Origin of the sequence: Marinobacter sp. KMM 10035, from assembly GCF_046537445.1 — a bacterium.
Classification (GTDB): Bacteria; Pseudomonadota; Gammaproteobacteria; order Pseudomonadales; family Oleiphilaceae; genus Marinobacter; species Marinobacter sediminicola.
The window spans coordinates 1,246,195-1,272,316 of the sequence record NZ_JBBVMG010000001.1; the positions used below are offsets into that span (position 1 = coordinate 1,246,195).

Here is a 26,122-nt window from a genome sequence, read left to right on the forward strand (position 1 = left end):
TAACCGGTAACGGTTTGTTTTTGATATGTAAACGGAGGCAGTTATTTGCCGGTTTAGCGGGCTGTTTTGTGGCTTTAGTAAAGAAGTTTAATTTTATCAGCGTGTTAGGAAAGGTGGCGTGATTTTTTCATGGTTATCGGAAACGGCAAGTTGAAACGAATTCTGGAGACGAAATAATGGCCATCCGCTGGATAATTGTTCCTCTTATGGCTGTCATGCTGGCGGCCTGTGCGCCAGTTGGTGGGCACCGGGACAGCGATAAAAGCAAAATACAAACTGAACCCAAACTTGAGCCTATTACAGTTCGAGTCAGTGGTTTTGGTACCTATGAAGACGCAAGTAAGGATCGGCTGAATACCCGCAAGCGCTTGATGGCGCGCCGTGCATCCCAGGTGGACGCGTACAGAAACCTTGCAGAGCGGGTGTATGGCACGGTTGTGTATGGCAGCTCTACCGTGAACGACTTTGTGCTTCGAAACGACAGTTTCCGAACATACGTGGACAGCTATATTCGCGGTGCAAAGATGGTTGCTGTTAACGAACACAGCGACGGAGTGGTTGAGACCGTAATGGAGCTAAAACTGGAGCCACGTTTCAGGGCTTGTGTATCTAAAGTAGATGCCGATCAGGTACAGGATCTTTGCCCTATACCTATGCCCAGTTACAACGACAGCGTGGGTGATGTTCAGAGCAAAAATGTAGACTCCCTGTACTATCTCGACTGATACCGCTGGTCCCCCTACCGGGTTGTGCCTATGACGGGCCTATGGCTCTTGAAGTGTGAGAAAATTGGAAAAGCGGGTATGAAGCGATGCGTGGGTTTATGAGGCAGTTTGTTCGGTTATCACTTTGGTGTGTTGTACTGCCACTGATGCTGGCTGCCAACGCTCAGGCTGTTGTTCTGGAAGGTGTGGGCCATGCCAGTATCCATAATGAGGATCTTGCGACAGCACGCGCGGAAGCCCGCAATGCGGCCATGCGTGATTTGGCCCTTCAGTACGAAGCACAAGTGAGTACGAGAGACACCATGGAAAACGGTGTTCTTACCGAATCCAGCATTCGCTTGGCTTCCAGCGCGAGGGCGCGGAATGTAAAAGTGATTGATGAGCATCGCATCGGCAACCTCATGCGTGTGACCGTGCGGGGAGAAATTTCTGCCGGGCAAGCCAGCTGTGGTGGCGGAGACGCAGGGCGTTTGAGAAAACGAGTAGCGGTGGCCGGGTTCCCGCTTCTACACCCTGAACAGGCCCGTGTGGGGCGTATTGATGACGCTGGTGAGGTTCTGCCGCAGTTTTTGCAGCAAGGCTTGCGGGAAACTGGGAACTTGCAGGTGTTATCTGCCTCTACCTCTCGTTTGTTCCCCGATTTGCTGAATGCGCCCTCACTGCAGCAGGGGAACAACCGCCTTACCAATGTGATCCAGGTGGCCCGTGAGATGGGCGCCCAGTTTGTCGTGACAGGTGTTATACGGGATCTTGGCGTTGCAGACCCTACAGCTTGGGGCACATCGGTTCTGGACAAAGTTCAGAGAGGTATTGGTGTCGCGGATATGCGTCGGCGTTTCGCGGTGGATCTTGTTGTTCTCGATGGCTTCAGTGGCTCGCCTGTCTATCAGCAACGCTTTGAAACGGCCGCAGTCTGGACTGCCGACGTGGGTAGCTCTACCGGATTTGGCTCCGAAGGATTTCGTAAAACCCAATACGGAAAGGCGGTGGCTGGGGTCCTGGGAGATATGACGCAGGCCGTAACTGAAGCCTTGGCATGTCAGCCGTTTATGACCCGGATTACCCGGGTAGATGGGCAGTTGGTAACGCTGGCCTCAGGAGCAACCGCAGGTTTACGCCCTGGCGATGAGCTGCACCTGTATCGCAGTGCCCGGTATTTTGATTCTTTGGGAGGGACGCCGGAATTGAGTGACAGCCAGATGACGGTCACCCTGAACAATGTTCATCCGGACTTCAGCAATGGCAAAATGCCCAGCATAGGTGGGCAGGTGAACATTCAGCGAGACGATATTGCCATAATCTGGTAACTCGCCCTAAGTCTGTGAACTGGTCACTCAGTTGCTTGTGCCGCAGCAATATCGCGGATCTTCCCGATCATGGAGCGCAAACCGTTGCCGCGGGTCGGGGAGATGTGGCGGAACAGGTCCAGTTGCTCAAACAACTCGTCTATATCGGTGGCCAGCAAGTCTCTTGGGGTTTTCCCGTTCAGCGCAATCAGAATCATCGCGGCAAGGCCGCGTACGATCATTGCGTCGGAATCTATCAGGAGATAGAGCTTGCCACTGGCTTCGTGGAAGTGGGAAATCACCCATACCTGGCTCTGACAGCCGTGAACGTAGTTTTTTTCAATCCGGGCATCGTCCGGAAAAGCCGGTAGCTGTTTGCCGAGATCAATAATAAACGCGTAGCGCTCTTCCCAGTCGTCCAGAAACTCAAAACCGTCGAGTACGTCTTCCAGAGTCGGGTTTTTTCCGAGCGGGTTGTCCAGAAAATCCTGTTCTGTCGCTGGCATTTACAACATTCCCAGTTCGAGTTTGGCTTCGTCAGTAAGCATATCGTTGTTCCAGGGCGGGTCAAAGGTAAGCTCTACGGTTACCTTGTCCACGTTGGGTACGTGCTCTACTTTTACCTTCACATCTTCAGTAATGACGGGCCCCATACCGCAGCCTGCAGCGGTGAGAGTCATCAGGATATAAACGTGATTGCCTTCGGGCGTGCCGTTTTCGATCCGACATTCGTAAATCAGGCCCAGATCCACCACGTTAACCGGAATTTCCGGGTCGTAGCAGTTGCGTATGGCTTCCCATACCTGGTTTTCGTTGATGGATCCGTCTGCCGGCGTGTCAAAACTGCTTTCCAGTGGCTTTTTACCCAGAGCGTCGGCGTTGTGGCCTTCGATGCGAGCGAGGTTGCCATTGACCGCAACGGTAAAGGTACCGCCCAACGACTGCGTGATGGTTACAAAGCTATCTGCCGGAATCATGACTTCTGTTCCGGTGGGAACAAGGCGGGCTTCCACCTCGCGTTTGGTCAGGACGACTTCACGTTCTTGCATGCCTGGTTAAACCTCGTTTGGCGCGGAGAGGGGGCGGAATCAGCTTATGGTAAAGCTCTCACCACACCCGCATTCGGCGGTGGCGTTTGGATTGCGGAACTGGAACATGGAGTTTACGCCTTCGGTAACGAAGTCGATCTCGATGCCATTCACCAGGGAAAGGTGTTCCTCTTTCACAAACACATCAACCCCGTCAATGTGGAATATTCTGTCGTCGGATGAGGCTTCGTCCACCCACTGGGTTTCGTACTTGAAGCCGGAACATCCGCTTTTTCTGATCGCCAACCGAATACCTTTGGCGCTCGATGCTTTGTCGAGTTGCTTGCGTACGTGCTTGACGGCACTTGGCGTCATGGTGACGCCTACGGTCGGTGTGAAGACTTCTGCTGTCATGGTGTCTCCTCCATCAGGCAAACAGGCGCTGGACTTTCTGTAAGGCGGCAAACAATTGTTCCACCTCATCCAGTGTATTGTAGAACGCAAAGGAGGCCCGTGCTGTACCGGGAACTCCGTAGAAATCCATCAGCGGCATTGCACAGTGGTGGCCAGTACGAATGGCGATGCCTTGCTGATCCAATAAGGTTCCTATATCACTGGGGTGCAAGCCCTCGATTTTAAAGGACATTACGGGAACTTTTTGCTTTGCAGTGCCGATAATGCTCATGCCTGGAACGGTTTCAACCAATTGGTTGGCGCGCGCCATCAAAGCATTCTCTGCCGCTTCCATTGCTGGCCTGTCGAGCCCGTTAAGGTAGTCGATTGCAGCACCCAAGCCTACAGCTTCTGCGATTGCGGGCGTACCTGCTTCAAATTTGTAGGGCAGAACGTTCCAAGTGGTGCGTTCAAACGATACCCGTTCAATCATCTCGCCGCCGCCCTGATAGGGAGGCATGTCTTCCAGCAGCGCGGCTTTGCCATAAAGCACGCCAATGCCGGTTGGGCCGAACAGCTTGTGAGATGAAAACACGTAAAAGTCACAGTCCAGTGCCTGCACATCCGGCTGGAAGTGGGGGACTGCCTGGGCGCCATCCAACAGGGTAATCACACCACGAGCCTTCGCCTTGCCCACCAATTCGTTTACCGGATTGATTGTGCCCAGAACGTTGGAAACGTGAGTGATGGCCAGTATACGGGTGCGGTCGTTCAGCAAACGATCAAAGGATTCAAGATCCAGTTCGCCCGCAGGCGTAACCTGAATCGGCACCACTTTTGCGCCAGTGCGTTCGGCAACCATCTGCCAGGGCACAATGTTGGCGTGGTGCTCCATGTGGCTCACCAGAATTTCGTCGCCGGCTTTGAGCTTGGGTGCCAAGCCATTCGCCACCAGGTTGATGGCTTCTGTTGTGCCTTTTGTCCAGATGATTTCCCGGGTACTGCCTGCATTCAAAAAGCTGCGAATGGTTTCCCGGGCACCTTCAAATGCTGCAGTGGCACGGTCGCCAAGGGTGTGGGCACCCCGGTGTACGTTTGAGTGCATTTCCCGGTAATAACGGTCCATGGCATTCAGAACGACGAGCGGCTTTTGTGCCGACGCACCGTTATCCAGATACACCAGTGGCTTCCCGTTCACCTGTTGCGACAGTATGGGGAAGTCCCGGCGTATGGCTTGTACATCAAACGCCGTCTGGGTGGCTGTGTTTGCCATGGACAGGTCATTCATACCGGTCAGACCTCCTGGAATGCTTGATCAAAAAACTGGTTGAGGCGGATTTGCACCGTATCTTTCACGGCATCCACTGGAATCTGGGCAACCAGTTCGTTGATGAACGCCATGGTCAATAGTACGTTGGCTTCACGGATGCCGATGCCCCGTGATACCAGATAAAACAGCGATTCTTTGTCCAGTTGACCGATGGTGGCGCCGTGGGCGCATTTCACGTCATCAGCGTAGATTTCCAGCTCGGGCTTGGTATCGATCTCTGCACCGGTAGAAAGCAGCAGGTTCTTGTTGCTCATATTCGCGTTGGACTTCTGGGCATCCGGGTGAATATGAATTCTGCCGTTGAACACTGCGTGAGATTTATCCGCTGCAATGTTGCGGTAGGTTTCTTCACTGTCGCAATTGGGTGCTACGTGCTCAATGGTGGTGTGGTTGTCGTAGTGCTGTGTGCCTTGGGTTACAACAACGCCGTTGAGTTTGCACTCGGCGCCTTTGCCTTCCAGTCGAACCCGCAGATCGTGGCGCCTTAGAGGGCCACCAAAGCCTACGCAGTGGCTCTCGAAGCGGGAGCTACGTTGCTGGGTTACGCCAGTGGCGCCGATGTGTTGTACGTTCTCGCCGCCCATGCTCAGGCGAATGTTGGTAACATTTGCGCCCTCAGCAAGGGTGAACTCGGTTACGGAGTTCACGAATACTGCTTCCTGGCCGCTGGAAATAAACTCTTCCACCAGTGTGATCTGGCTGTTACGGCCTGCCTCAACAAATATGCGTGGGAAGGCAGATCCGCTGGCGTCGGCGGTCACTTCATGAATGATGAACAGTGGCTGATCAAGAACTGCGTCTGGTTTCAGGCGAATGACGAGGCCGTCTTCAAAACGCGCAGTGTTCAACCCTGCAAATTGCACCGCTTTTGCGTCCAGGGTGCTGTCCAGGCGCTCTGCCAGCTCGCTGGCTTCAGCGTCTGACAGATCACTGAACCGCTGAATAAGAATATCGTTCAGATCCGGGTACTCGCTGGCTTCTGGCACCATTACGCCATTGACAAAAGCCACCTTGTAGCCGGGCACAGCAAGAGCACTGCCGGTTTTGCCCGCAGTGGGCAGTGAGGTAGCCATCTCGTCAGTCAGCTTCAGATACTTGCTGGAGTATTTCCAGTTCTCGGTTTTCCGCGTTGGCATGGGCATGTCTACCAAGGCGGCGCCGCGTTGTTTACGCAGAGCAAGCAGTGGTGCGGGTAGTGCCTGGCCAGCCGGCTGTAGAAACGCGCTGGAAAGAAGACTTGGTGCTGGTTTCATTCCGCGGTCTCCTTAGTTGGCTGAGTTGGAGAGGGCTGAACTGGCTGCAGTTTCATCGTCCTTGATGCCAAGCCATGCGTAACCACGCTCTTCCAGCTCCAGGGCCAATTCACGGCCGCCAGACTTCACAATCTTGCCTTCGGCGAGAACGTGAACGAAATCAGGAACAATATGGTCAAGCAGGCGCTGATAGTGAGTGACCATCAAAATGGCCCGGTCTTCGGCACGCAGAGCGTTAACGCCGTCAGAAACAACCTTGAGTGCGTCGATGTCCAGGCCGGAGTCGGTTTCATCCAGGATGGCCAGCTTTGGTTGCAGCATCAGGGCTTGCATGATTTCGTTACGCTTCTTCTCGCCACCGGAGAAACCTTCGTTTACACCGCGCTTGAGAAAAGCAGGGTCCAGATCCACTTGCTTGGAAATTTCCCGAGCCATCTTCATGAATTCAGCGGCGTTCATTTCTGATTCGCCCCTGTGGTGGCGCATGGCGTTTACCGATGTGCGCATGAACTGCAAGTTGCTAACGCCCGGAATCTCTACCGGGTACTGAAACGCCAGGAACACACCATCCCGTGCCCGCTCTTCGGTCGCTTTTTCAAGCAGGTCTTCACCGTGCATGGTGACGCTGCCAGAGGTAACTTCAAATGCTTCGTTGCCTGCAAGCACTTGGGCCAGCGTACTTTTGCCCGAACCGTTCGGGCCCATAATCGCATGTACTTCCCCGGATTTGATCTCCAGGTTTATACCCTTGAGGATTTCTTTGCCCTCAACGGAGGCGTGCAGGTTTTTGATGCTCAGCATTTGTGGCTTCTCTCTTTAATCTGAAAATCTGTGTATGTAATTTAACCAACAGAACCTTCAAGGCTGACTTCAAGAAGCTTGCCGGCTTCAACCGCAAACTCCATGGGAAGTTCCTTGAAAACGTCCTTGCAGAAACCGTTCACAATCATGGACACGGCCCGCTCCATATCAATCCCGCGCTGGCGGCAAAGGAACATCTGCTCGTCGCTCACTTTCGAGGTGGTGGCCTCGTGCTCAACGATGGCGGACTTGTTCAGGCTCTCAATGTACGGGAAGGTATGCGCGCCGCACTGGTCACCGATCAGCAGCGAATCACACTCGGTAAAGTTGCGAGCGCCATCGGCGCGGGGGCCGAACTTGACCAGACCACGATATACGTTGGAGCTTTTACCAGCCGAAATACCTTTGGAGATGATGGTGCTGGTGGTGTTTTTGCCCAGGTGAATCATCTTGGTGCCAGTATCGGCCTGCTGGTAGTTGTGGGTAAGCGCTACTGAGTAGAACTCACCAACGCTGCCTTCACCGCGCAGGATACAGCTGGGGTACTTCCAGGTAATGGCCGAGCCGGTTTCCACCTGAGTCCAGGAAACCTTGGAGTTCTTGCCGATACAGGCTGCGCGCTTGGTGACAAAGTTGTAGATGCCGCCCTTGCCGTTCTCATCGCCCGGGTACCAGTTCTGTACCGTGGAGTATTTGATCTCTGCATCGTCCAGAGCGATCAGTTCAACCACCGCTGCGTGCAGCTGGTTCTCGTCGCGCATCGGGGCGGTACAGCCTTCCAGATAGCTCACGTAACTGCCTTCGTCGGCAATAATCAGCGTGCGCTCGAACTGCCCGGTGTTTGCCGCGTTGATGCGGAAGTATGTGGACAGTTCCATGGGGCAACGAACGCCCTTGGGGACGTATACAAAGGTTCCGTCCGAGAAGACTGCTGCGTTTAGGCCGGCAAAGAAGTTGTCTGTATGGGGAACAACAGTGCCGAGGTATTTTTGCACCAGTTCAGGGTAATCGCGCACGGCTTCTGAAATAGAGCAGAAGATAACGCCTGCTTTTGCCAGTGGCTCTTTGAACGTGGTAGCCACTGAAACGGAATCGAATACTGCGTCAACGGCTACGCCGGCGAGCTTTGCGTGTTCGTGCAGCGGGATTCCCAGTTTTTCATAGGTTTTAAGCAGCTCGGGATCTACATCGTCGAGGCTCTGTGGCATGTCTTCTTTGCGCTTCGGGGCCGAGTAATAGGAGATCGAGTTGTAATCGACTCGCTCATAGCCCAGGTGAGCCCAATCGGGTTCTTCCATTTCAAGCCAGCGACGATAAGCCTTGAGGCGCCATTCCAGCATGAACTGTGGCTCTTTCTTGATTTCAGAAAGGCGGGTGATAACGTCTTCATTCAAACCGGGCTCGAAGGTATCTACTTCGATATCTGTTACGAAACCGTGTTCGTATTCCCGTTTGATCAGTTCGTTCACCTCTTTGTTGGCGGTCGTCATGATCGTCGCTCCGTATTCTCTCTCGCGGGCTCTGAGGCCCTTTGATTTGCCGGCAACCAAAACTGGTTTGCGGGGCCTGATCTGTTGCTTCTGGTTCGTAATTGTACAATACCAGACTAAATTAGTCAGGTATTAAATTGGGGGGAATGGCAAGTATATCGTAATACACCCGCCAGACGCTAAATCTGACGGGTTTGGAGCGGTTTTGATAGGCGTATATACGGAGTCGATCGCTCCGTGAACGTTAGGCTTCGGGTGGCAAAATGCGGGTGAGGTAACTGTGTTTCAGTGCTTCAGGTGTGTGCGGTGGGCGAGGGATGCGAACTATGTGGCCGCTGCCCGGTGCGCAATCCATAGCGATGCCGTTGCGGTTCTCCATAACCGGTATCGAAAACTGCAGATTGCCAGAAGGTGTAATCAGTTCCATTTGGTCGCCTGGGGAGAATTTGTTTTTCACATCGATGGTGAGCCATTGCCCGTCATCATCGGTGATGGTGCCCACAACTTGTTGTGTGCCCAGATAGGAGGAACCACGCTCGTAGGTCTGGTATTCCTGTGGCATGTGCCTGCGTAGAAAACCTTCCGTGTAGCCCCGGTTGGATAGCGCTTCCAGATCGTTCATCAGCGCCATATCAAAAGGCTTGCCTTGTGTCGCCTGATCTATGGCGCTGCGGTATACCTGAGTGGTGCGGGCAACATAATAGGTGCTTTTTGTGCGGCCCTCGATTTTCAGGGAATGCACGCCCATGGCCGCCAGCTCCGCCACGTGCTGCACCGCTCGCAGATCCCGCGAGTTCATGATGTAGGTGCCGTGCTCATCCTCATAGGCGGGAATAAAGCTACCGGGGCGGTTAGGTTCTTCCAGAAGAATTTCTTTCGGCTCGAAACTTTGAACATCCGCTGCGGCCGATGTGGCAATCAGGTCGCCGGTCTGGTCCTGGGTGTGGGTAACTTCCTTGTAGTTCCAGCGGCAGGCATTGGTGCATGCGCCCTGGTTGGCGTCTCTATGATTCATATAGCCTGAGAGCAGACAGCGCCCGGAGTAGGCCATGCACAGAGCACCGTGAACGAAGACTTCCAGTTCCATATCCGGAACCCGCTCGCGTATGTCACGAATTTCACCCAGCCCCAGTTCCCGTGAAAGAATCACCCGGCTGATGCCCTGGCGGCGCCAGAACTCCACAGTTGCCCAATTAACGGCATTGGCCTGCACCGAGAGGTGGATGGGCTGATCCGGCCATTTTTCCCGCACCAGCATGATCAGGCCGGGGTCGGACATAATTAGCGCATCCGGCTTGTACTCCAGCACCGGTTCCAGATCCCGCAGGTAGGAGCGCACCTTGTCGTTGTGGGGCGCAATGTTCGACACCAAATAAAACTGTTTGCCCAGTTCATGGGCGCGCTGGATACCAGAGCCCAGAGCGGCAGTATCTTTGAAGCTGTTGTTGCGCACCCGCAGGGAATAGCGGGGCTGGCCGGCGTAAACGGCATCTGCCCCATAGGCGAATGCGGTCTCCAGGTGTTCAGGGGTGCCGGCGGGTGCCAGCAATTCCGGGATATTCATGTGGGCTCCGGGTAAATCAGTGGTTGGCTATTTTGCCGCAAGCTAATGTGCTTTCCCTTGATCCCGCTCAAACGTCTTATTGATTATTTTCAGCTAACATGTGTACGCTGTAAGTTGTGATGAGAGTTGGATAGATATGAATCTGGAGGATAAAAAAATGGCGTCAGGCCCCCTGAGCCAGGATGCAGTGCGGGTTTCGTTGGGTAACAGAGTGAGTTCGCTTATCAGCAGTCAGCTTGCCCGAGGCAAGGTGGGCGTTGAGGTGGTGGCGTCTCAGTTGCACATGAGTCGGTACACGCTCCACAAGAAATTGAAGCGGGAAGGTTTGACATTTGCCCGTATACTGGAGGATGTGCGCCGTAAGCAGGCGCTAACTTACATGCAGGATAAAACCAAGCCGCTGGTGGAAATTGCCGAGCAGCTTGGGTTTTCAGAATTGAGTGCGTTCAGCCGGGCATTCAAGCGCTGGATGGGCACGTCCCCGGCTGAATATCGCTCTATCAGGTTGTCCTGAACTTTAATTGCGAGACATCAGAACTTTTTAAATACCAATGTTGCGTTGGTGCCACCAAAGCCAAAACTGTTGCTCATAACGAGATCCAGGTTCTGGTTGTCCAGGCGCTTACGCACGATTGGATAGCCTTCGGCGCCTTCGTCGAGGTTCTCGATGTTAGCTGAGGGCGCGATAAAGCCGTCCCGCTGCATGATTAAGCAGTAGATGGCTTCATGAACGCCTGCCGCACCAAGAGCGTGGCCGCAAAGCGGCTTGGTGGAGCTTAGCGGTGGGATTTTGTCACCAAAGGTCGCTTTCAGCGCCTTCAGTTCAGTTACATCACCAGCAGGTGTACTGGTGCCGTGGGTGTTGATATAGCTGATTTCGCCATCTAGGTTTTTCATGGCCTGGTGCATACAGCGAATAGCACCTTCACCGCTTGGGGCAACCATGTCGGCGCCGTCTGATGTGGCGCCAAAACCAACCAGTTCTGCAATGATGTTCGCGCCTCGCGCCTCTGCATGCTCCAGAGCCTCGATCACCAGGGTACCGCCGCCGCCGGAGATAACAAAGCCATCACGGTCTGCATCATAGGTGCGGGATGCTTTCTCAGGCGTATCGTTGTATTTGGTTGAGAGTGCGCCCATGGCGTCAAACATCAGGCTCAGGGTCCAGTGGATATCTTCGCCGCCGCCGGCAAGCATTACATCCTGACGCCCCAAAGCAATCTGGTCTGCAGCATGGCCGATGGCGTGTGCGCTGGTGGCACAGGCTGAGGTAATGCCGTAGTTGATGCCTGTAATGCCGAATGCCGTTGCAATGGTCGCGTTGATTGAGCTGCCCATTGTGCGGGGTACGCGGTAAGGCCCAACGCGACGAATGCCTTTGGCGCGGTGGGTGTCGATTGCATCGAGAAGCTCAACGGTTGACGCGCCGCCGGTGCCAAATACGGCGCCGGTGCTGTTAGCCGTGAGGTGCTCATTGGTTAGTCCAGCCTGCTCAATAGCTTCACAGGCTGCGAGATAGGTGTAGGCCGCAGCAGGGCACATGAAGCGCAAAAGCTTGCGGTCAATCAGTTCGGGCAGGTTCAGATCAATCTGACCACAAACGTGGCTGCGCAAACCATTGTCACGAGCTTCTTCACTGAAGCCGATTCCAGGAATGGACTCCTTCAGGGAGCGTGTGACTTCTTTTTGATTGGTGCCTAGGCTGGAGACAATCCCCATGCCGGTGATAACAACACGACGCATCTTGTTAACTCCTAGAAATCATCGGTGGAAGTGAACACGCCAACCCGCAGGTCTTTGGCGGTGTATATTTCTTTGCCATCCACTTCCATGCGTCCGTCGGCAATAGCCATTGTAAGCTTACGCCGGATTACGCGTTTGAGGTCGAGGTAGTAGGTTACCTTTTTGTTGGTCGGGAGAACCTGGCCGGTGAACTTCACCTCTCCAGCGCCCAGCGCACGGCCCTTGCCTTCACTGCCGCCCCAGGCCAGATAAAATCCCACCAGTTGCCACAGAGCATCAAGGCCCAGGCAGCCAGGCATAACGGGATCATCTACGAAGTGGACTTTAAAGAACCAGAGGTCGGGATTGATATCCAGTTCAGCTACCAGGCTACCTTTCCCGTAGATGCCGTCATCTGTTCCTATGTGGGTGACGCGGTCAACCATTAGCATCTCGTCTATGGGCAGCCGCGTGGCGCCCGGGAAAAGTTTGCCATGACCACACTTAATCAGGTCTTCCTTGTCAAAATGATCCGGGTTCATAGTGCCATCGTCTCTGTTACAGAATGATTTATTGTTACTTTAGCTGTTATTTCGAGAGTCGCTATTGACCATTAGTGGATGATTAACGCTTAAGCGGTGCAGTTGCAAGTTCGGTTTGTTCTCCGGGGCGGGTTGTAGCGCAAAAAAAACAGGCTCCTGCGAGCCTGTTCATTCTTCAAACCCCTTGGGAAACCTCATCCCCAGGGTATCAGCCTGCGCGGCCATCGGGTCTCGGGCTTGCCAGTATTTTCGTGTAACGCACCAGGAACATGCCGAAGGCGAATATCCAGAGCAGGCTACTGCTGCCAATTCCAGGGTGCCAGGGAACTATGTCGAAGGCCGTTAGTACGCGAATCGTTGCCGCCAACTGGATCGCAATGAATGCGGTAACCATACCTTTGGGCAGTACCAGGGGGCGGCCGGTATGGCCAAGTGTTACCCGGGCGATAACGCCCAGAATGAGACAGCTGATGGCGCCAGTACCTGCAGCATGGCTCCAGGCGTTAGACGGCCAGCCTGCGAAAATGGTGCCAGCCAGAAGGTATAGGGAAACCGGGATCCAGAGAATAGAGAGGTGAAGAACCCATAGGAGGGGTTCTTTGCGAGCCAGCCAGCCCTTCCAGTTAGCGAGGCGCACCAACACAAGAGTGCCGGCAACGACCGCCAGCATGCCTGTGATGGCTTGCCAACCGGTGACCAGTGAGGCCATAAGCAGAATCATGGAAAACAGTGACGCCATATCCAGCGCCGGGATATTCTTTACCGCATCAGCAGTCAGCCCGCGCTGGCGCAACCAGCCAGTGGTGAATGCAGGCGTTATGCGCCCACCCACAATGCTGATCAGTGCCATGGCTGCAATCAGTGCTCCGTGGCTGTATGTCATGTCCAGGCGAGTCACAAAACCAATCTGCATGAGCCACAGCAAGCCGAGAACTACCAACAGCATGAGCTGACGCTTTTGTTTCGCATGCCAAACTCGCCATCCTGCATCCAGCATTACCAGAGGGAGGAATGCCAGGTTGACGCCTTGTACTAGCCACTCTGGCAGATCTGCACCCAGGGCTAGCAGCAGTCGCCCTGCCAGCCATACTCCCCAAAGCAGAAACAGCCGAATGCCATGAGTGCGCTCAGTCTGGGTCCAAACACAGACTGCAGTCAGTAAAAAACCTGCAATCGCAGCGGTCAGAAAGCCAAACAGCATCTCATGCTGGTGCCAGAACAGCCCCGGCATGGCTAATGGCATATTGATAGTGCCTGTTACCTGCAGCACCCAGAGCGGTATGGCGAGAAGTGCCAGTACTGTCATGGACAGGAAGAAAATACGAAACGGATAGCCGAAAAGCTGACTGAAGCTGGCGGACCCAGCGTTAGGGGGTGTTGAAGTAGCCTGCATGTTGGTTCCTGCCGATACATATATGTGAGTTATATGTTAAACGGCTGGGCGCAGAATTAACATACCCGGTTGGTGGTATCTATGCGTACAATGTCTCTATCGTTTTGATTCACAATGGAATGGTTTATGAACTCATACATGATACTGAAGCACCTTCACATGACGACAGCCTACCTCACCGTAGTCCTGTTCACACTGAGATTGCTGCTGGATGCCGTGGGCCGCCCCGGCTGGCGCGCAACCCCGCTGCGCTGGATACCCCACGCCAACGACACAGTGTTGCTGGTCGCAGCCATCAGCCTGCTATTTGTGGGTAGCTGGAACCCGCTTGAGCAGGGCTGGATTCTGGCAAAAATTACACTGTTGCTAGGCTACATCGCCGCCGGATTATTCGCCCTGAAAGTTACCGTGTCACGCCCGGTTCGTGTTGTGGCGGCTGTTCTGGCTTTAGTCCAGGTGTCAGCTATCTTCCATCTTGCCATGGCCAAGCCTGTTCTGTTCTGATTTGGAGAGGCTGACCAGTTCTGCCAGCTGGCTCTGCACGTCTCGCAACTGGCGCGTAATCTCATCGCGCTCATCGTGAGCTTGCTGAGCCTGCTTGGCATTTTGCTCCTCGCTCATCACCTCCAGAATCGCCCCGATCATCATGTTCAGGAACACGAAAGCTGTTAGGAAAATGAACGTTAGATAGAAAATCCAGCTAAGCGGGTAGTGTTCCATCGTTGCATACATAACATCTGTCCAATCCTCGAACGTGGCCACACGGAACAGCGTGAGCATGGAGATGGCAACATCTCCCCAGAGATCGTCATCCACTTTGGCGAAGAACATCGAGCCCATGGCGGCATAGATGTAAAAAATAATGAACATCAACAACGCGATGTACCCCATCCGTGGGATGGCTTTGAGCAGGGAGTTGATCAGGAATCGCAGCTCCGGCACCACAGAGACCAGACGCAATACCCGGAAGACCCGCAATAATCTGCCAAGTAAAACCGCCTCCGAGTTATCCAGAGGAATGAGGCTGCCAATCACGACCAGCGTGTCGAACACGTTCCAGCCATCCATGAAGAAGCGACGCTTGACGGGGCTCGCGGCGAAGCGGAAAAGAATCTCGATCAGGAAAAACAGTGTAATAGCGGCATCCATAATACCCAGTGACTGCTCTACCAGGGGTGGTAAGTCGTAGGTTTTCGCGCCAATGGTCAGGGCGGACAGGATGATTATGGCAATCACTACGCCCTGAAAGAGCGTGCTGGATTCAATACGGTGCAGCTGGTTGAAGCCTGCCGTAGGAGAAAGTTCCAGGGACATGGGGGTTACTGCTCCAGGTGAAATCGAGTGTGCGGATTCTAAAGGCATGGCCAGCGCTGGAACAGTACTGTTACAGAGATTTCAAGAAACTCGCACCAAACAACTTACTGCGGTGGTGATTCTGTGCTGCCGTCCCGGTGCTGCTTGCGATTCAGGGGGTAGAACAGTTGAGGTGATGCGAGCTCCGGCAGGTCGGTTTGCTCCTGGTTGGCAGCCCACTCAACGCGCTCTGCAGAGCGGATGGCGTAATGCATCCAGGCCAGCGCCGCAGCGGCAATGATGAACATCAGCATAAAGCAGCTCTGCCAAATGCCGGTAACGTCGTTCAAAACTCCGAAAGTGAGCGGCAGGATGAATCCTCCCAGTCCACCGATCATGCCTACTACACCACCAACAGCACCCACGTGCATGGGGTAGTAAACAGGGATGTGTTTGTAAACCGCCGCCTTGCCCAGCGACATGAAAAAACCCAGGGTGAAAATCAGAACAATAAACACCGGGAGGCTCATTTCAAAAGTGAAACGAACGTCTCGATCAATTCCGTGTACCACGTAATCTGTAGGGGGATAGCTCAGCAAAAAGGTACAAATAACCGATGCAATAAACGTCCAGTACATCACCCGGCGCGCCCCGAAGCGATCTGACATCCAGCCACCCAGAATGCGGAACAAGGAAGCAGGGATAGTGTACAGGGCCGCAATCATGCCTGCGGTTGTTATATCAAGGCCGTAAACGCCTATCAGGTAGTGGGGCAACCAAAGAGCCAGTGCCACAAAAGCCCCGAATACGAAGAAGTAATAAAGCGCGAAACGCCATACGCGCAGATCCCGCAGGGGCTCCATTTGCTCCATAAACGAGCGTTGCTGCTCGTCTTTTTTTCGGCCAGCTGAGATAGGGTCTTCCTTTGCCAGAAGCATGAAGACGATGCCCATAACCGCTAGCACAGAAGCGTAAATCTGCGCCGTTGTTTCCCAGCCGAAGGCCACCAACAAAAAAGGTGCACCAAAGTTGGTGACTGCGGAGCCCACGTTGCCTGCACCGAAGATACCTAACGCTGTGCCTTGCCGGGCGGGTTCAAACCAGGCAGCTGTGTAGGCCACACCCACAATGAACGCGCCACCGGCAAGGCCAACGCCAAGAGCGCCAACCAACAACATCAGGTATGTAGTGGCAAAGGTGAGCAAGTAAACGCAGGTAGCCGTGGTCAGCATGAGTATGCCTAACACCCAGCGACCGCCGTATCGATCCGTCCAGATTCCCAGGAATAGCCGGCTGATTGAGCCGGTCAGGATAGGGGTGGCCATAAGCAAGCCAAGCTGTGTGTCAGACAGGCCCAAGTCTTCCGCTATGCGGATGCCAATGATGGAAAAAATGGTCCAAACGGCGAAGCACAGGGTGAAGGCCAGAGTGGAAAGGCCAAGTGCGCGATGTTGTTGTGGTCTGGTTGGCGAGTTCATTGCTGCGGCCCTATCTGTCTGCACATACCGGCTTTTTCAAAGCCTCTGTAACCATATCAAAAGTGGGTTTTTCCGTGGGAAAGCATTGGGGGTACCTCCAGCAGGGTGGGCGGGTGGTAGGTGCTGGCAGGGATTTCCTGGGAGGGGGTAGGGCTTCGATTGCTCTGGAGGGGTACCCGCCGCTGAATTTGACTTAAATCAAATATACGCCGCTGAGGAATGTGGGCTAATGCTGAGCAATATCAATTGGCGGAGTGCCCGTGTGGGGTGTGGCCGCCTTCGGAGACTGCTATGAAAATCATGATTGCCTACGACGGCTCCAGGAACGCAAAGCTGGCGCTGGTTCAGACGATTACGATGTTTCGCGAGCTGAAACCTCAGATCACCCTGGTGGCTGTGGCGGAAAACCCCAGAGACATCACTGCCAGTAATGAAGATATGTTTCAGGAAGAGTTGACGGATCTCAAGCGGCACCTTCTTGAGGCGCAGGAAGTTTGCGAGAAAGAGGGCGTCACCTCGGAAACGCTACTTCTGGAAGGCGATGCCCGGAAAATGTTGCTGTATGCCGCAGAGAGCAAAGTTAAGCCCGGCATGATGGTTATTGCCCGCCACAGTGAAGAGGTAGATGGCGGGTTGATTGCTCGTTCATTGACCTACTTTGTGGATGAACTGGATTACATGACATTCGGCAAAGTCAGCTCGTTTCTGGCGCGCCGGGTGCAGTGCCCCCTACTTATCCTGCCCAGCCGCTAACAGCCACTGGCACTGAACTGTAAGCCCCCGGAGGGTGAAATGAGAGTTGCAGACGTATTCCGCTTCAAAAATCCAGAGATCAAGGCACTGCACCTGACCTGGATAGCGTTTTTTATCACATTTTATGTGTGGTTCAACATGGCGCCGCTGGCGTCCAGTATGCTCAAAAGCGTCGACTGGTTGACGGCTGATGATCTACGCCTGTTCGCCATCTGTAACGTGGCGTTGACGATCCCCGCACGAATCATTGTGGGCATGGCCCTTGACCGCTTTGGCCCGCGCCGGGTGTTTTCCATACTGATGGTCCTGATGTCGATTCCGGCACTCACCTTCGCCTTTGGCGACACCATGACCCAGCTGCTGGTCAGCCGCTTGGTTCTAAGCTCCATCGGTGCCAGCTTTGTGGTGGGTATCCACATGACTGCCATGTGGTTCAAGCCTCGCGACATTGGCTTTGCCGAGGGCTTCTACGCAGGCTGGGGTAACTTCGGTTCCGCAGCGGCGGCGTTGACTCTGCCTACCATCGCGCTGCAAATGTATGGCGGCGATGACGGCTGGCGCTGGGCCATTGCCCAGAGTGCGATTGTGATGGCGCTCTACGGTGTTTACTACTGGTTCGCCGTAACAGACGGCCCGGTGGGAACCGTGCACCGCAAGCCCCGCAAAGCCAGCGCGCTGGAGGTTAGTACCTGGGGCGACATGGTAAAACTGATTCTGTGGACCATCCCCTTGATCGGCGTTCTTGCTATCTTGGTATGGCGCATCCAGAACATGGGCTACCTGAGTGTGACCGGTGCGGTGGTCGCCTATGCAGTCATCGTTGCGATTGTGCTCTACCAGATTGTGCAAATCCTGCGGGTGAACTTGCCTATTCTGAAAAAGGGTGTGCCAGAAGACGACAAATACCCGTTCAACAGTGTTGCTGCACTGAACAGCACCTACTTTGCCAACTTTGGTGCTGAGCTTGCGGTGGTTTCCATGTTGCCAATGTTCTTCGAAGAAACCTGGAGCCTGAGTGCGGCAGCCGCCGGTATGGTTGCAGCCTCCTTTGCCTTCGTTAACCTGGTGGCACGCCCCATGGGTGGCATGGTTTCCGACCGCATGGGTAACCGCCGCTTCGTGATGCTCAGCTATATGTTCGGTATTTGTGTGGGTTTTGCGCTGATGGGCTTGCTCAATTCGAGCTGGCCACTGATTATCGCCGTAGGCATTACTGTCTTCACTTCCTTCTTCGTGCAGGGTGCTGAAGGTGCAACCTTCGGTATTATCCCGTCGATCAAACGCCGCCTGACTGGGCAAATATCAGGCATGGCCGGTGCTTATGGCAACGTGGGGGCGGTGGTCTACCTGACTATCTTCACCTTCGTTACCCCTAGCCAGTTCTTCTTTATCATTGCTGGCGGAGCCTTCATAAGCTGGGTGCTTTGCCTGATGTGGTTGAAAGAGCCTGAGTCTGGCTTTGCGGAAGAGTATGAAGTGTCTTCTGTCGATCTGCAGATTGAGGAAGAGGAGCGCCAGCGCCAGGTAGCACTTGGCAGGGCGTGATGCCAATATCAATATCCTGAAGTAACAAAGCCCGCCGGAAGTGATTTCGGCGGGCTTTATTTTGTGATTGTCACGGACTGGGCGGTGTACCTTCTCCGTTCGAAAGAACGGCATCGATTTGAACCAAAGCACCCTCAGGAATAGCTGAAACGCCAATGGTTGTTCTGGCAGGAAGATCACTTTCGAAGAATGTTGTGTAAACCTCGTTTATAGAGTCGATGTCTGCAATATTTTTTACCTGGATCGTTACCTTAACGATATCGTCCATCACGTGATCAGTGCTTTCTATAATTGCCTTTATATTTTGCAAACATTGCCCGGCTTGTTCTTTTGCGCCTCCTGCGACCATGCCACCGGTGCCCGGGTCTAGAGGTAGTTGGCCAGATAAGTGATTGTAATGGGAAAATGCGACTGTCTGTGTAGACAGAGAACTCCGGGGTGCCCGTTCCGTATTGTGTGCTCTTATGACGATTCCGTGCCTGTCTTCGACGGCCTGCGGGGGCGTGCCGTCTCCATGCGATACAACCGCATCAATCTGCACTAACGCATCCAACGGCAATCCTGATGCTGAAATTATTGTCCGTGCCGGTACATAGGCAGCGGCTCTTGCTATAGCTGAGTCAGGGAAAAACGTTGTGTAAACTTCATTTACTGCATCAACATCAACATCCGTTATGTTTCTAAGGAATATGTTGATTTTGACAATGTCGTCAAAAGGAACGTCGATACTTTCTAAAATTGCTTTGAGGTTTTTTAAGCATTGCGCGGTTTGAGCTTTTACACCGCCTGTAACCAACTCGCCAGATTCGGGATCAATCGGTAATTGGGCCGAAATGTTGTTGTAGTGAGAGAATGCGACGGTTTGTGTTGAGGACGAGCTTTGAGGCGCGGCTTTCGTGTTTTTTGCCGCTTTCAAGAGGTCGCATGGCTGTTGTGGGGGAGTGCCTTCACCGTTCGAAATGATGGCGTCTATTTGCAACAATGCGTTTTCCGCAGGCAAAGCTGAAACCGCGACGGTTGTTCGTGTAGGGAGATAGTTCTGGAAGAATGATTTGTACACTGCCTCTACAGCGTCAATATCGGAGATGTTTGTCAGGAATATATTGATTTTGACGACGTCGTCCATAACATGATTAATGCTTTCTATAATTGCTTTTATGTTCTCAAGGCACTGCTTTGTTTGATTTTTGATCCCACCCGTAACCACTGCACCCGTTTCGGGGTCTATTGGTAGTTGAGCTGAAATATTATTGTAGTGAGAAAATGCCACTGATTGCGTCGATGACAGGTTTTTGGGTGCATTTTCCGTATTTCTTGAAACTTTAACGATGTTGTCGCTCATATCGATAGTGCCCCAATGTCATGGCATTTTATGTGGGCTCGAGTCTTGCCACCCCCCGAAATTAATCTTAGACGACGCATTGATCTCTTGCCTGCCATAGAACTTTTTTTGTGTTGTGCCTCCCTCTGATAGCGCACATGGGCGATTGCACTGCTATCTTAATTTGAAAGCCTTGCCATATGGCAAAGTGGTCGATTACCCAGAAGCGTCCACTCCAGGCCACTAATTAAGGTGTTTGACAGAATGACTGTTCTATTTTCTGCACCCGGAAAGAATCAGGTGATTTCGGACTCCGGGCACCGTTTCGATGCGACTCGCCACTGGGCAGCCTCTTTAACTCTGGGCTTCCGCGCCTATGTGGAGGGCGATGCCAGTATCACCCGCATGAGCACCGCTCGCCATTATGGCCCCCTACGAGTGCAGCGGCCGTTCTATCCAGAAGGCCGCGACGGCTGCTGCCACGTGTATTTGCTGCACCCGCCTGGCGGCGTTGTCAGTGGCGATGCGCTCAATATCGATGTCACTGTTGGTGCAAACTCGCACACTCTGTTAACTACACCTGCAGCCAACAAACTTTACAGAGCTGACAGTAACGGCGTTGCCTGGACACAGCACACTCATCTCAAGGTTGCCGATGGCGCTACGCTGGAATGGTTGCCCCAGGAAACCCTGGCATTTGACGGCTCCCGCGGCGAACAAACCCTGCATGTTGATCTAGACGGCAGCGCCAAGTGCCTTGGCTGGGAAATTCTCGGCCTCGGCCGGCCCGCCAGCGACCTGCCATTCGTAAATGGCCGCCTTGAGCAACGCTTTCAGCTCACCCGTAATGGCCGCCCTTTGTGGTTGGAGCGTCAATGTATAGACCCTCATCACCCGCGCTATACCGGAAGATGGGGGCAGGGCGGTGCCACTGTGCATGCCACACTCTGGGCCGTAGGGTTGAGTGAACCGGCTGAAGCCATCTCAATGCTCAGGGAGCAACTACCATCGGGCAGTCATTGGGCTGTTACTTTCCGGCGGAGTGTATTGCTGCTGCGGTACCTGGGTACTGAGCGTAACCAAGCCTGGGAATTGTTTCAGCAGGCACGAAGTATTCTTCGACCACGACTGACGGGGCATCAAGCCATTGTGCCGCGCATCTGGCTAACCTGATTTATACATTACGCCGAGGCAGTCGCTTGGGTGCTGAACAGCGCTTTTGCCCGTCAAATGGCAAGAGCTTTAGAAAAAGCGATTTGGATAACAACGGAGTTAACAATGGAATTAGCACCAAGAGATAAAGACAAACTGCTGTTGTTCACCGCTGGCCTGCTCGCTGAACGCCGTAAGGAAAAAGGCCTCAAACTAAATTACCCGGAATCGGTCGCGCTGATCAGTTGCGCCATTATGGAAGGTGCCCGCGAAGGTCGCACTGTGGCAGATATGATGAGTGCCGGCCGCGAAATACTGACCCGTGATGATGTAATGGAAGGCGTTGCCGAGATGGTTCAGTCCGTCCAGGTAGAAGCAACCTTTCCCGACGGCACCAAGCTGGTCACCGTCCATAACCCCATTGTCTGAGGAGGCGCACCATGATTCCTGGTGAATATCAGTTGAAGAGCGAAGACATTGAGCTGTGCGTGGGGCGGGAAAGCATTTCTATGAGCGTCGCCAACACCGGCGACCGCCCAATACAGGTCGGCTCCCATTATCACTTTGCGGAAACCAACCCGGCTCTGCGCCTGGATCGCAAAAAAGCATACGGCTACCGCCTGGCTATCGCTGCGGGTACCGCTATTCGCTTTGAGCCCGGCCAGACTCGCGAAGTGACGTTGATTCCCTACGTGGGTTTGCGTCGCATCTATGGCTTTCGCGGTGAAGTGATGGGCCCGTTGGATAAGAACCCGAACGAGGGAGCAAAATCATGAAGATTTCCCGGCAAGCTTATTCAGACATGTACGGTCCTACCACCGGCGATCGTATTCGCCTGGGTGATACGGAGTTGTGGATCGAGATTGAAAAAGATCACACCCATTACGGCGAAGAGGTGATGTTCGGTGGCGGCAAGGTTATTCGTGATGGTATGGGGCAAAGCCAGCGCTGTGATGATGCGGTGATGGATACCGTGATCACCAACGCTATTGTTATTGATTGGTGGGGCATAGTTAAAGCCGATGTGGGGCTGAAAAACGGGCGCATTGCCGCTATTGGTAAGGCTGGAAATCCGGATACCCAGCCCGATATTGACATAGTTATTGGTGCCGGCACTGAAATCATCGCCGGAGAAGGCCAGATTCTTACCGCGGGCGCTGTTGATACCCACGTTCACTATATTTGCCCGCAGCAGGTTGATGAGGCCTTGATGAGCGGTCTCACCACCATGATCGGCGGTGGTACCGGGCCAGCAACGGGTTCCGTTGCGACCACCCACACCCCTGGCCCCTGGCACCTGGGTAAAATGATGCAGGCGGTGGATGACCTGCCTATCAATATAGGTTTTCTCGGAAAAGGCAGCGCCAGTGCGCCAGAGGCGCTGGAGCAGCAGGTGAAAGCCGGAGCCATGAGCCTGAAAATCCACGAGGATTGGGGTGCTGCGCCGGCCTCGATCAGCAACGCACTGGATGTGGCTGATCGTTACGACATACAGGTCGCCATCCACGCCGATAGCCTGAACGAATCGGGGTTTGTGGAAGATACTTTGGCTGCATTCAAAGACCGCTGTATCCATACCTATCACTCCGAGGGAGCTGGGGGTGGTCACGCGCCGGACATTATCGTGGCCTGTAGCCTGCCCAACGTGCTGCCATCGTCCACCAACCCTACCCGCCCATACACCATCAACACAGTTGATGAACATCTCGATATGTTGATGGAGTGCCACAACCTGGATCCAAATATTCCGGAAGACGTGGCCTTTGCGGATTCCCGTATTCGTCGTGAAACCATCGCCGCCGAAGACATCCTCCACGACATCGGCGTGATCTCCATGATCTCGTCAGACTCCCAAGCTATGGGTCGTATTGGTGAGGTGGTTTGCCGCACCTGGCAAACCGCCCACAAAATGCGGGTTCAACGAGGCTTACTGCCGGAGGATCAAGAACGCGGCACCGATAATTTCCGGGTGAAGCGTTACATCGCCAAATACACGATTAACCCAGCCATTACCCACGGCGTTGGCCATGAGGTTGGCTCTGTGGAGGTAGGTAAGCTGGCGGATCTGGTGTTATGGAAGCCGGCCTTCTTCGGCGTTAAGCCATCGATCATCCTCAAGGGCGGCATGATTGCCGGCGCAGCTATGGGTGATCCAAACGCTGCTATCTCCACACCACAACCCGTGCATTACCGGCGCATGTTTGGAGCGTTGGGCAGGGCTGCAGCAGCAACCCGAATGACCTTTGTAAGCCAGGCGGCAATGAACACTGGGCTGGAAGAAAAACTGGGTCTGAAGAGCCCATTGGTGGCTGTTAAAAACGTCCGCCAGATGCGCAAGAGCGATATGAAGTTGAATAGCGCCTGCCCAAAACTGACGGTAGATCCGCAAACTTATGAAGTTCATGCAGACGGCGAGCTACTGACCTGTGAACCCCTCACAGAAGTGCCACTGGCTCAGCGCTATCACCTGTTTTAACCGTTTGTAAGGACATCAAAATGCTTGAGTTAACACAAAGGCTGGATGGCAGTTCTGAAGGAGAGATCTACGACACTCTGACCTTGCCATACGAATTGCGCATCCGGGGACGGTTACGGGCCAAGACCGATAAGGGGCGCGACGTCGGGCTGTTCCTTGATCGTGGCCCTGTGCTGCGTCACGGCGATCTGTTGCGCTCCAGTGGAGGTGAGACAGTTCGTGTTTGCGCTGCTGATGAGTCGGTCACGACCGCCTATATTGAAAATGGATTGCCCTTGGCGCGCCTGTGTTATCACCTTGGCAATCGCCATGTAACGCTCGCGCTGGGTGTTGAGGCAGACGGGCGCCATTGGGTCAGGTTTCCGCCAGACCACGTGCTGGAAGAGCTGGCGCAGCTATTAGGGGCAAGCCTGGAGCATCATCTGGCTCCCTTTGATCCAGAGTCCGGTGCTTATGCCCATGCGGGGCGGGAGCACTCACATGGGCATACCCACAGCCACGACCATTCCCATGGACATAGCCATGATGAAGAGCATAACCGTGCACACTGACAACCAGCCCACCGTGCCGAGCGACCTGGCGTTGCTTGGATTGATGCAGCTGGTCAGCCCGGCTTTACCGATAGGAGCTTTTGCTTGGTCGCAAGGCCTGGAAAGTGCTTTTGAGATGGGCTGGGTTCGAAACGAAGAGGAATTGGGGGAGTGGTTGGAAGGCGTGCTTGAAGATGGCTTGAGCCGGTGCGAGTTGCCGGTGTTGTTCAGGCTACAAAACTGCTGGGCCAACGGGGAAAGCCGTGGCCTCGTATACTGGAACGATTGGCTGCATGCCAGCCGGGAAACAGCCGAGCTGAGTGACGAAGGAACACGTTTAGGGCTTGCATTGCTTCGCCTGCTTACCAGTTTGCAGCTTGAGCCCCAAGCTGGGAATGGCAGTGCTCAACTACCCGAAGAGCCGGATTACGTGACGGTGTTTGCCTGGACGGCGTACCAGCGACGAGTGCCAGTGCGCCATAGCATGCTCGGCTTTGTGTGGGGGTGGCTTGAGAATCAGCTCGCCGTTGCGTGTAAGGCCTTGCCTTTAGGGCATACCGCTGCTCAACGCCTGAACGAACAGCTACGCCCGAAACTGGTGGCTGCGGTTGAAAACGCATTGTCGCTACCTGACGAACAAATGGGCCCCATTCTGCCGGGGTTGGCTCTTGGCAGTGCCCAGCATGAAACCCAATATTCAAGACTATTCCGAAGCTGACTGCTTTGAGTACACAGAGGGACAAACAACAATGAAACATTGTTTACGAGTAGGCGTTGGTGGACCGGTAGGTTCCGGGAAAACGGCCCTGTTGCGGCAGTTATGCAGTGCTTTGAAAGATCATTACGACATAGCGGTGGTTACCAACGACATCTACACCCGTGAAGATGCTGACTTCCTGCTGAAACACGAGGCCCTGCCTGCAGATCGCATTTTAGGAGTGGAAACAGGAGGCTGCCCGCACACGGCTATCCGTGAGGATGCGTCCATGAACCTGGCAGCCATTGATGATCTCCAGGCGCGTCATCCAAACCTCGAGCTTGTGTTGGTGGAATCTGGTGGCGACAACCTCGCAGCTACGTTCAGCCCAGAGCTGTCGGATTTGACCCTGTACGTTATCGATGTTGCGGCTGGCGACAAAATCCCCCGTAAAGGCGGCCCCGGCATCACCAAGTCGGACTTGCTGATCATCAACAAGATCGACATCGCTGAATACGTGCACGCATCGCTGGATGTGATGGAGCGGGATTCCAAAAAAATGCGTGGCGATCGCCCCTTCGTTTTCACCAATCTGTATGACGGTGTTGGCCTGGAAGAGATTATCAGCTTCATTCTGAAGCAGGGCATGCTGCCCGAACGTCGACCTGAAAAGCTCACCGATACCGCCTGAGTGCACACAAGCCTGACAACAAACGCAGAGAATAGACGGAGAGTACTATGACTAGAATAACCAAGTTGCTGATGACCGTTGGTTTGATGTTGACCGCTACCCTCGCTGTGGCGCACCCGGGTGAGGCTGGCCACACCCATAGCGGTTTTCTCAGTGGATTGTTGCACCCGATATTGGGCATAGACCATTTGCTGGCCATGGCCGCCATTGGTTTCTGGAGCGTTCGGCAGAACCAGATCATGAAAAAGGCAACGCCGTTATTCGTGGTGGGAGGCATGGTGCTGGGCGCAGCTATCGCCTGGGGTGGTGTTAGCCTCGCGGGTGTGGAAACCGGCATTGCCATGTCGGTGCTACTGGCCGGTGTGCTGATTGCCACCATGGCAAAACTGCCAACTGTTGTCGGTGGCGCGTTGGTTGCACTGTTCATGGTCACCCATGGTTATGCGCACGGCACTGAAATGGCTGCAGGTGCAAGCTTGATGGCATACATGGCCGGCTTCGTTGTGGCTACTCTGGCGATTACCTTTGTGGGGCGTGGCCTGGGAGCTTTGATGTTGAAGGCCGATAACCGTGTTACCCGTGCGTTGGGTGGAGTGGTTGCGGTTGTAGGCGGTGTGTTGGCCGCAGGCTGATGCCTTTGGATAGATAAAGCGTTTTAA

General features: G+C 54.0%; 28 protein-coding genes. 14 read left to right on the forward strand and 14 right to left on the reverse strand.

From position 1 onward, the window contains the following. The first annotated feature begins 176 nt into the window (after positions 1 to 176). A complete protein-coding gene (locus AADB16_RS05550) occupies positions 177 to 725 on the forward strand; it encodes an LPP20 family lipoprotein (RefSeq protein WP_410801897.1) in 549 nt (182 codons plus the stop codon). A 98-nt stretch (positions 726 to 823) separates the two neighbouring features. Next, entirely contained in the window at positions 824 to 2,032 is a 1,209-nt protein-coding gene (locus AADB16_RS05555) for a flagellar assembly protein T N-terminal domain-containing protein (protein ID WP_410801899.1), read from the forward strand. A 23-nt stretch (positions 2,033 to 2,055) separates the two neighbouring features. On the opposite strand, the gene AADB16_RS05560 is transcribed toward AADB16_RS05555, so the two are convergent. From AADB16_RS05560 to yegQ, 8 genes are all read right to left on the reverse strand, one after another. Beyond that, entirely contained in the window at positions 2,056 to 2,517 is a 462-nt protein-coding gene (locus AADB16_RS05560; RefSeq protein ID WP_410801901.1) for a SufE family protein, read from the reverse strand. Continuing rightward, positions 2,518 to 3,060 carry a putative Fe-S cluster assembly protein SufT gene (gene sufT / locus AADB16_RS05565; RefSeq protein WP_309043734.1) on the reverse strand — a complete coding sequence of 181 codons (543 nt, stop codon included), beginning with the start codon at positions 3,058 to 3,060 and terminating at the stop codon, positions 2,518 to 2,520. It abuts the gene before it with no gap. A gap of 39 nt (positions 3,061 to 3,099) precedes the next feature. Further along, positions 3,100 to 3,453 carry a HesB/IscA family protein gene (locus AADB16_RS05570; protein ID WP_309043733.1) on the reverse strand — a complete coding sequence of 118 codons (354 nt, stop codon included), beginning with the start codon at positions 3,451 to 3,453 and terminating at the stop codon, positions 3,100 to 3,102. A 13-nt stretch (positions 3,454 to 3,466) separates the two neighbouring features. Continuing rightward, positions 3,467 to 4,720: an aminotransferase class V-fold PLP-dependent enzyme gene (locus AADB16_RS05575; protein ID WP_410801903.1), complete on the reverse strand. Its 1,254-nt coding sequence runs from the start codon at positions 4,718 to 4,720 to the stop codon at positions 3,467 to 3,469. Between the two features lie 5 nt (positions 4,721 to 4,725). After that, on the reverse strand, positions 4,726 to 6,015 hold the full coding sequence (gene sufD, locus AADB16_RS05580; RefSeq protein ID WP_410801905.1) for a Fe-S cluster assembly protein SufD: 1,290 nt from the start codon (positions 6,013 to 6,015) through the stop codon (positions 4,726 to 4,728). A 12-nt stretch (positions 6,016 to 6,027) separates the two neighbouring features. Then, positions 6,028 to 6,816, reverse strand: coding sequence for a Fe-S cluster assembly ATPase SufC (gene sufC, locus AADB16_RS05585; RefSeq protein WP_410801907.1), 789 nt, complete (start codon positions 6,814 to 6,816; stop codon positions 6,028 to 6,030). 41 nt (positions 6,817 to 6,857) lie between these two features. Beyond that, positions 6,858 to 8,306, reverse strand: a complete 1,449-nt coding sequence (sufB, locus tag AADB16_RS05590; RefSeq protein ID WP_309043729.1) for a Fe-S cluster assembly protein SufB — start codon at positions 8,304 to 8,306, stop codon at positions 6,858 to 6,860. A 244-nt stretch (positions 8,307 to 8,550) separates the two neighbouring features. Further along, positions 8,551 to 9,870 carry a tRNA 5-hydroxyuridine modification protein YegQ gene (yegQ, locus tag AADB16_RS05595; protein WP_410801909.1) on the reverse strand — a complete coding sequence of 440 codons (1,320 nt, stop codon included), beginning with the start codon at positions 9,868 to 9,870 and terminating at the stop codon, positions 8,551 to 8,553. Between the two features lie 157 nt (positions 9,871 to 10,027). Between yegQ and AADB16_RS05600 the strand changes: the two genes are divergently transcribed. Then, on the forward strand, positions 10,028 to 10,384 hold the full coding sequence (locus AADB16_RS05600) for a helix-turn-helix transcriptional regulator (RefSeq protein WP_309043727.1): 357 nt from the start codon (positions 10,028 to 10,030) through the stop codon (positions 10,382 to 10,384). Positions 10,385 to 10,401: 17 nt separating this feature from the next. On the opposite strand, the gene fabB is transcribed toward AADB16_RS05600, so the two are convergent. The 3 genes from fabB to AADB16_RS05615 form a co-directional block, all read right to left on the reverse strand. After that, positions 10,402 to 11,613: a beta-ketoacyl-ACP synthase I gene (gene fabB, locus AADB16_RS05605; RefSeq protein ID WP_309043726.1), complete on the reverse strand. Its 1,212-nt coding sequence runs from the start codon at positions 11,611 to 11,613 to the stop codon at positions 10,402 to 10,404. Positions 11,614 to 11,624: 11 nt separating this feature from the next. After that, positions 11,625 to 12,134 carry a bifunctional 3-hydroxydecanoyl-ACP dehydratase/trans-2-decenoyl-ACP isomerase gene (gene fabA, locus AADB16_RS05610; RefSeq protein WP_309043725.1) on the reverse strand — a complete coding sequence of 170 codons (510 nt, stop codon included), beginning with the start codon at positions 12,132 to 12,134 and terminating at the stop codon, positions 11,625 to 11,627. Between the two features lie 208 nt (positions 12,135 to 12,342). Beyond that, complete coding sequence (locus AADB16_RS05615) at positions 12,343 to 13,527, reverse strand: NnrS family protein (RefSeq protein WP_309043724.1); 1,185 nt, start codon at positions 13,525 to 13,527, stop codon at positions 12,343 to 12,345. A gap of 126 nt (positions 13,528 to 13,653) precedes the next feature. On the opposite strand from AADB16_RS05615, the gene AADB16_RS05620 reads away from it, so the two are divergent. After that, the gene (locus AADB16_RS05620; protein WP_309043723.1) at positions 13,654 to 14,031 is read left to right on the forward strand and encodes a SirB2 family protein; all 378 of its coding nucleotides are present in this window, start codon (positions 13,654 to 13,656) and stop codon (positions 14,029 to 14,031) included. Here the strand turns inward: AADB16_RS05620 and AADB16_RS05625 are convergent. Both AADB16_RS05625 and AADB16_RS05630 read right to left on the reverse strand, forming a co-directional pair. After that, positions 13,987 to 14,841, reverse strand: a complete 855-nt coding sequence (locus AADB16_RS05625) for an ion transporter (protein ID WP_309043722.1) — start codon at positions 14,839 to 14,841, stop codon at positions 13,987 to 13,989. The two genes, AADB16_RS05620 and AADB16_RS05625, sit on opposite strands and share 45 nt — an antisense overlap. A 104-nt stretch (positions 14,842 to 14,945) precedes the next feature. Next, positions 14,946 to 16,298, reverse strand: coding sequence for an MFS transporter (locus AADB16_RS05630; protein WP_410801912.1), 1,353 nt, complete (start codon positions 16,296 to 16,298; stop codon positions 14,946 to 14,948). A gap of 291 nt (positions 16,299 to 16,589) precedes the next feature. Between AADB16_RS05630 and AADB16_RS05635 the strand changes: the two genes are divergently transcribed. Beyond that, positions 16,590 to 17,051 (forward strand): universal stress protein, encoded by a 462-nt coding sequence (locus AADB16_RS05635; protein WP_309043720.1) that lies wholly within the window; start codon positions 16,590 to 16,592, stop codon positions 17,049 to 17,051. 39 nt (positions 17,052 to 17,090) lie between these two features. Next, a complete protein-coding gene (locus tag AADB16_RS05640) occupies positions 17,091 to 18,596 on the forward strand; it encodes an MFS transporter (RefSeq protein ID WP_309043719.1) in 1,506 nt (501 codons plus the stop codon). 70 nt (positions 18,597 to 18,666) lie between these two features. Here AADB16_RS05640 and AADB16_RS05645 read toward each other — a convergent pair whose 3' ends face one another. Next, positions 18,667 to 19,938, reverse strand: coding sequence for a RidA family protein (locus tag AADB16_RS05645; RefSeq protein WP_410801914.1), 1,272 nt, complete (start codon positions 19,936 to 19,938; stop codon positions 18,667 to 18,669). 243 nt (positions 19,939 to 20,181) lie between these two features. Between AADB16_RS05645 and AADB16_RS05650 the strand changes: the two genes are divergently transcribed. From AADB16_RS05650 to AADB16_RS05685, 8 genes are all read left to right on the forward strand, one after another. After that, positions 20,182 to 21,090: an urease accessory protein UreD gene (locus AADB16_RS05650; protein ID WP_309043717.1), complete on the forward strand. Its 909-nt coding sequence runs from the start codon at positions 20,182 to 20,184 to the stop codon at positions 21,088 to 21,090. A 105-nt stretch (positions 21,091 to 21,195) separates the two neighbouring features. Beyond that, positions 21,196 to 21,498 carry an urease subunit gamma gene (gene ureA, locus AADB16_RS05655; protein ID WP_100638258.1) on the forward strand — a complete coding sequence of 101 codons (303 nt, stop codon included), beginning with the start codon at positions 21,196 to 21,198 and terminating at the stop codon, positions 21,496 to 21,498. Positions 21,499 to 21,509: 11 nt separating this feature from the next. Beyond that, positions 21,510 to 21,845: an urease subunit beta gene (locus AADB16_RS05660; protein WP_200202876.1), complete on the forward strand. Its 336-nt coding sequence runs from the start codon at positions 21,510 to 21,512 to the stop codon at positions 21,843 to 21,845. Beyond that, positions 21,842 to 23,545, forward strand: a complete 1,704-nt coding sequence (gene ureC / locus AADB16_RS05665) for an urease subunit alpha (protein ID WP_410801917.1) — start codon at positions 21,842 to 21,844, stop codon at positions 23,543 to 23,545. The genes AADB16_RS05660 and ureC overlap by 4 nt, the downstream gene beginning before the upstream one ends. Before the next feature lie 20 nt (positions 23,546 to 23,565). Beyond that, positions 23,566 to 24,096 carry an urease accessory protein UreE gene (ureE, locus tag AADB16_RS05670; RefSeq protein WP_410801919.1) on the forward strand — a complete coding sequence of 177 codons (531 nt, stop codon included), beginning with the start codon at positions 23,566 to 23,568 and terminating at the stop codon, positions 24,094 to 24,096. Next, positions 24,071 to 24,793, forward strand: coding sequence for an urease accessory protein UreF (locus tag AADB16_RS05675; protein WP_410803593.1), 723 nt, complete (start codon positions 24,071 to 24,073; stop codon positions 24,791 to 24,793). The genes ureE and AADB16_RS05675 overlap by 26 nt, the downstream gene beginning before the upstream one ends. A 31-nt stretch (positions 24,794 to 24,824) precedes the next feature. Continuing rightward, on the forward strand, positions 24,825 to 25,463 hold the full coding sequence (gene ureG, locus AADB16_RS05680; RefSeq protein WP_309043714.1) for an urease accessory protein UreG: 639 nt from the start codon (positions 24,825 to 24,827) through the stop codon (positions 25,461 to 25,463). A gap of 47 nt (positions 25,464 to 25,510) precedes the next feature. Next, on the forward strand, positions 25,511 to 26,095 hold the full coding sequence (locus AADB16_RS05685; RefSeq protein WP_410801920.1) for a HupE/UreJ family protein: 585 nt from the start codon (positions 25,511 to 25,513) through the stop codon (positions 26,093 to 26,095). Positions 26,096 to 26,122 lie beyond the last annotated feature (27 nt).